Annotated in this window: 5 protein-coding genes and 1 pseudogene; all 6 read right to left on the minus strand. The window is 69.3% G+C overall.

The window, feature by feature from the left end; genetic code table 11:
- On the minus strand, nt 1-749 hold a 749-nt coding region (locus QM611_RS08665), incomplete at its 3' end, for a hypothetical protein (protein WP_415079511.1).
- A gap of 116 nt (nt 750-865) precedes the next feature.
- Nucleotides 866-1,633 carry a YaaA family protein gene (locus QM611_RS08670; RefSeq protein ID WP_415079515.1) on the minus strand — a complete coding sequence of 256 codons (768 nt, stop codon included), beginning with the start codon at nt 1,631-1,633 and terminating at the stop codon, nt 866-868.
- Nucleotide 1,634: 1 nt separating this feature from the next.
- Nucleotides 1,635-1,895, minus strand: a complete 261-nt coding sequence (locus QM611_RS08675) for a F0F1 ATP synthase subunit epsilon (RefSeq protein ID WP_415079512.1) — start codon at nt 1,893-1,895, stop codon at nt 1,635-1,637.
- A gap of 1 nt (nt 1,896) precedes the next feature.
- Nucleotides 1,897-3,345: a F0F1 ATP synthase subunit beta gene (gene atpD / locus QM611_RS08680; RefSeq protein ID WP_415079513.1), complete on the minus strand. Its 1,449-nt coding sequence runs from the start codon at nt 3,343-3,345 to the stop codon at nt 1,897-1,899.
- 22 nt (nt 3,346-3,367) lie between these two features.
- Nucleotides 3,368-4,282 (minus strand): F0F1 ATP synthase subunit gamma, encoded by a 915-nt coding sequence (locus QM611_RS08685; RefSeq protein WP_415079514.1) that lies wholly within the window; start codon nt 4,280-4,282, stop codon nt 3,368-3,370.
- 22 nt (nt 4,283-4,304) lie between these two features.
- A pseudogene (locus QM611_RS08690) lies at nt 4,305-5,008 on the minus strand (F0F1 ATP synthase subunit alpha); the annotation flags it as partial.

The raw sequence follows: 5,008 nt of genomic DNA on the forward strand, positions 1-5,008 counted from the left end.
GACGGCTCGGGCGCTGCGGGCGCTGCCGGCGGCTCGGGCGAGACAGGCGCGGCCGGCTGCGGCGGCGCATAGCCCTCCGGCGGCGGGACATAGCCTTGCGGCGGCGGCGCGTACCCCGTAGCGGGCGGCGGCGCGTACCCCGTAGCGGGCGGCGGCGCATACCCTTCAGCCGGCGGCGGCGCATGGCCTTGCGGCGGGGGCGGCGGGTAGGCTCCCGGCACGGTGACCGGGTAGGCCGGGAAACCGCCCGCCGGGACCTGGCTGGGGATGCCGTCCCACGCCGTGCGGTCGGCCAGGAATCCGTTGCCCGCCCACGGCGCGGCCGGGACCGCCGTGTTCCAGCGCGACTTGTCGAACGCGAGGATTCCCATCCAGACCATGCTGAGGAAGAAGTACAGAATCAGCCACACAGCTTCCTTCTGCAGCTTCAGGCCGACGCGCCACGCCGCCAGCATCGACAGCACGAACATCGCGAGCGCGACGAGCTGGCCGACCACGGGCACCCAGCACAGCACGACGGCTGCGCCGAACCCGTAGAGCACCAGCCACGGGCTGAGGTCGCCGAGCTTGAACAACACCATCGAGCTGTACACGGGCACCCAGGCCCGCCACTTGCCTTGCACGCCAGCCTTGTCGAAGATCTTCATCAGGAACCAGGAGCCGACGACGTAGACCACGATGAGAAGCAGGAACATGACTCCGAAGATGGCGGCATAGGCAGCAGCCAGCGCGCCGGAATCGTAATCCATGAGCACATCCTTTCCAGGGCGGACGCGGATTGGGGACATCCGCGAGCCATCCAGCCCCGCGCCTCTATGCTATCGAGGCCGCGCCGAGGCTGACAGGCGCCGAGACGCGTGTGACGTTACGCACGTGTGACGCTTTCCGTGACCAGGTGCCACTCCCCCGGCGCGCCGTCGCGCAGTGTCCAGCCCGCATCCAGCGCCCACCGCCGCAGTGCGCCGAGGGTTCCGACACGGGGCCGCGACTGCGCCAGCGACCGCACGAACGCGCCCTTCGCATGCTTGTTGAAGTGGTTGAGCGCGCGCACCGCGCCGTCGGGACCTTCGGTCACGACCCGCACGAACACCGACGGCACGCGCTCGGGAACGGGCCCGAGCGCGACGTACGCCTCCGAGCGGAGGTCGACCACGAAAGCCGGCGATGCCGCCTCGATCGCGCGCGTGACCGCGTCTGCCCACAGCCGCCGCAGCGGCGCCAGCCCGGGCAGCGACGCGCTCGCGCCGAGCCGGTACTGCGGGATGGGATCGAGCGCGCCGACGGGGCCGAGCGGCGCGGAGTGGATGAGCACGCGCCGGCCGAGCCAGCGGCGGGCGTGGCCGTCGAGGGATGCCGCGCCCAGCGCGTCGTAGAGCACGCCGGTGTAGCGGTCGACCGCGGGCATCCCCGCCGCCGACCGGACGACAGCGTTGACCTCGATCTCGCCGAGCTGCGTCGCGCCGAGCTTGAGCACGCGCGCCGCCTCGGCGGCATCCGTCGACAACTCCTCGAGCGCCGTCAGCACCGCCTCGCGCTGCGCGCGCAGCTCGGGCAGCGCCAGGCGCGACAACTCCCATGGACGGCCGGAACCGCCCGCGCGCTTCGTCTCCGAAGGCGGCAGCAGGACCAGCACGTCAGGATATGAGCTGCGCGTCACCGGCGACGATCGTCACGTCGTCGCCCTCCATCGACAGGAACCCGTCGTGCGCGGCCGCGATGACCTTGGAGCCGTCGAGGCCGGTGATGCGGACCTCTCCCTCGGAGAGGATGCCGAGCACGGGCTCGTGGCCGGCCATCAGGCCGATCTCGCCGATCACGGTCTTGGCGACCACGAGCGAGGCCTCGCCCGACCAGATCTCTCCGGCGGCGGCGACCAGGCTGACGTTGAGCGGCATGTCAGCCGTTCTCCTTCTGGATCTGCGCCCACTTCTCCTCGACGTCGGAGATGCCGCCGACGTTGAAGAACGCCTGCTCCGCGACGTGGTCGAAGTCGCCGCGCACGATGGCGTCGAACGACTCGACGGTCTCCTTGATCGGGACGGTGGAGCCCTCGATTCCGGTGAACTTCTTCGCCATGTAGGTGTTCTGCGAGAGGAACTGCTGGATGCGGCGGGCGCGCGAGACGACGACCTTGTCCTCTTCGGAGAGCTCGTCGACACCGAGGATCGCGATGATCTCCTGCAGCTCCTTGTTCTTCTGCAGGATCTGCTTCACGGCGGTGGCGACCCGGTAGTGGTCGGCGCCGATGTAGCGCGGGTCGAGGATGCGGCTCGTGGAGGCGAGCGGGTCGACCGCGGGGTAGAGTCCGCGCGCGGCGATCTCACGGGAGAGCTCGGTCGTGGCGTCCAAGTGCGCGAAGGTCGTCGCCGGCGCGGGGTCGGTGTAGTCGTCGGCGGGCACGTAGATCGCCTGCAGCGAGGTGATCGAGTGGCCGCGCGTCGACGTGATGCGCTCCTGCAGCACGCCCATCTCGTCGGCGAGGTTGGGCTGGTAGCCCACCGCCGAGGGCATGCGGCCGAGCAGCGTCGAGACCTCGGAGCCGGCCTGCGTGAAGCGGAAGATGTTGTCGATGAACAGCAGCACGTCCTGCTTCTGCACGTCGCGGAAGTACTCCGCCATCGTCAGGGCCGACAGGGCGACGCGAAGTCGCGTCCCCGGCGGCTCGTCCATCTGGCCGAACACGAGGGCCGTCTTGTCGAAGACGCCCGCGTCCTCCATCTCGTGGATGAGGTCGTTGCCCTCGCGCGTGCGCTCGCCGACGCCGGCGAACACCGACACGCCGCCGTGGTCTTGCGCGACGCGCTGGATCATCTCCTGGATGAGCACCGTCTTGCCCACGCCCGCGCCGCCGAACAGGCCGATCTTGCCGCCCTGCACGTACGGGGTGAGCAAGTCGATGACCTTGATGCCGGTCTCGAACATCTGGGTCTTGGACTCGAGTTGGTCGAAGCTGGGCGCCTGGCGGTGGATGCCCCAGCGCTCGGTGATCTCGACGGTCTCGCCCGGCGCAGCGTTGAGCACATCGCCGGTGACGTTGAACACCTTGCCCTTGGTGACGTCGCCGACCGGCACCGTGATCGGGCCGCCCGTGTCGCGCACCTCCTGGCCGCGCACCACGCCGTCGGTCGGCTTGAGCGCGATGGCGCGCACGAGGTCGTCGCCGAGGTGCTGGGCGACCTCGAGAGTCAGCTCGCTGGACTCGTCGCCGATCGTGATGGTGGTCTTCAGTGCGTTGTAGATGTCGGGGATCGAGTCGTGCGGGAACTCGATGTCGACGACGGGCCCGGTGACGCGGGCGACGCGGCCGACGACCTGGGTCTCGGTCTTCTCAGCGGTGAGGCTCATGGCTTCTTCTCTTTCGATGGTTCTACTTGCCTGACGCCAGGGCGTCGGCGCCGCCGACGATCTCGGCGATCTGCTGGGTGATCTCGGCCTGGCGCGCGTTGTTGCGCAGGCGGGTGTAGTCGGTGATGAGCTTGTCGGCGTTGTCGCTCGCGGACTTCATCGCCTTCTGCGTCGCGGCGTGCTTGGCCGCCGACGACTGCAGCAGCGCGTTGAACACGCGGCTCTGCACGTACACGGGCAAGAGCGCGTCGAGCACCGTCGCGGCGTCCGGTTCGAAGTCGTACAGCGGGTACACGTGGTGCGCGTCGTCCTCGTGGTGCTCGGCGGCGTCGTGCGATTCGACGATCTGCAGCGGCAGCAGGCGCAAGCGCTCGGGGGTCTGGGTCATCATGCTGACGAAGCGGTTGTAGACGAGGTGGATCTCGTCGACACCGCCGGCGTCGCCGCCGCGGATGAAGTCGTCGATGAGGCGGTCGCCGATGTCCTCCGCGGTGTGGAAGTGCGGCGTGTCTGTGTCGCCCGTCCACTGCGCGGCCGCCTGGATGTGGCGGAACTGGAAGAACCCGACCGCCTTGCGCCCGACGAGGTAGAACACCGGCTCGGCGCCCTCCTCGCGAATCATCTGCGCGACCTCCAGGCCCTCGCGGATGATCTGCGAGTTGAACGCGCCCGCCAGACCCCGGTCGGAGGAGAAGATCACCACCGCCGAGCGCCGCACCGTGGCGGGCTCGGTCGTCAGCGGGTGCGAGACGTTGGAGTGCGTCGCCACCGCCTGGACGGCGCGCGTCACCGCGATCGCGAAAGGCGCGGCGGCGCGCACGCGCCCCATCGCCTTCTGAATGCGCGAGGCCGCGATGAGCTCCATCGCCTTCGTGATCTTCTTGGTGGTCTGCGCAGAGGCGATCTTCTGCTTGTAGACCCTGAGTTGTGCGCCCATGTGTGCTGTTCCCGGCCCGGTGTCAGCCCCGGCGGCCCTTGACGATCTGCTGCTGGCTGACCTCGTCGGCCTCGGTCGCCTCGACCTGCTCGAGGGCGGGCGGCGGGGTCGGAGCCGTGCCGGCCTGGAACTCGAGCAAGAAGCCGTCCACCTGCTTCTCCAGCTCGGCCTCGGTGTCGTCGTCGAGCACGTTCGTGTCGCGCAACGTGTCGAGGATCGATGTGTTGCGCTTGAGGTGGTCGATGAGCTCCGCCTCGAACCGCAGCACGTCGTCGACCTCGAGCGCGTCGAGCTTGCCCTTGGTTCCGGCCCAGATCGAGACGACCTGCTCCTCGACGGGGTACGGGTCGTACTGCGGCTGCTTGAGCAGCTCGGTCAGCCGCGCGCCGCGCGCGAGCTGACGGCGCGATGCCGCGTCGAGGTCGCTCGCGAACATCGCGAACGCCTCCAGCGCCCGGTACTGGGCGAGCTCGAGCTTGAGCGTTCCCGAGACCTTCTTGATCGACTTGACCTGCGCGTCGCCGCCCACGCGGGAGACCGAGATGCCCACGTCGACCGCGGGGCGCTGGTTCGCGTTGAACAGGTCGGACTGCAGGAAGATCTGGCCGTCGGTGATGGAGATCACGTTGGTCGGGATGTAGGCCGACACGTCGTTCGCCTTGGTCTCGATGATCGGCAGGCCGGTCATCGAACCCGCGCCGAGCTCGTCCGAGAGCTTCGCGCAGC

It is taken from the genome of Microbacterium sp., from assembly GCF_047606685.1.
Classification (GTDB): domain Bacteria; phylum Actinomycetota; class Actinomycetes; order Actinomycetales; family Microbacteriaceae; genus Microbacterium.

Coding starts and splice junctions, on each gene's coding strand:
- atpD (WP_415079513.1), bottom strand. CDS start 3,345: ATGAGCCTCACCGCTGAGAAGACCGAGACCCAGGTCGTCGGCCGCGTC.
- QM611_RS08685 (WP_415079514.1), bottom strand. CDS start 4,282: ATGGGCGCACAACTCAGGGTCTACAAGCAGAAGATCGCCTCTGCGCAG.
- QM611_RS08675 (WP_415079512.1), bottom strand. CDS start 1,895: ATGCCGCTCAACGTCAGCCTGGTCGCCGCCGCCGGAGAGATCTGGTCG.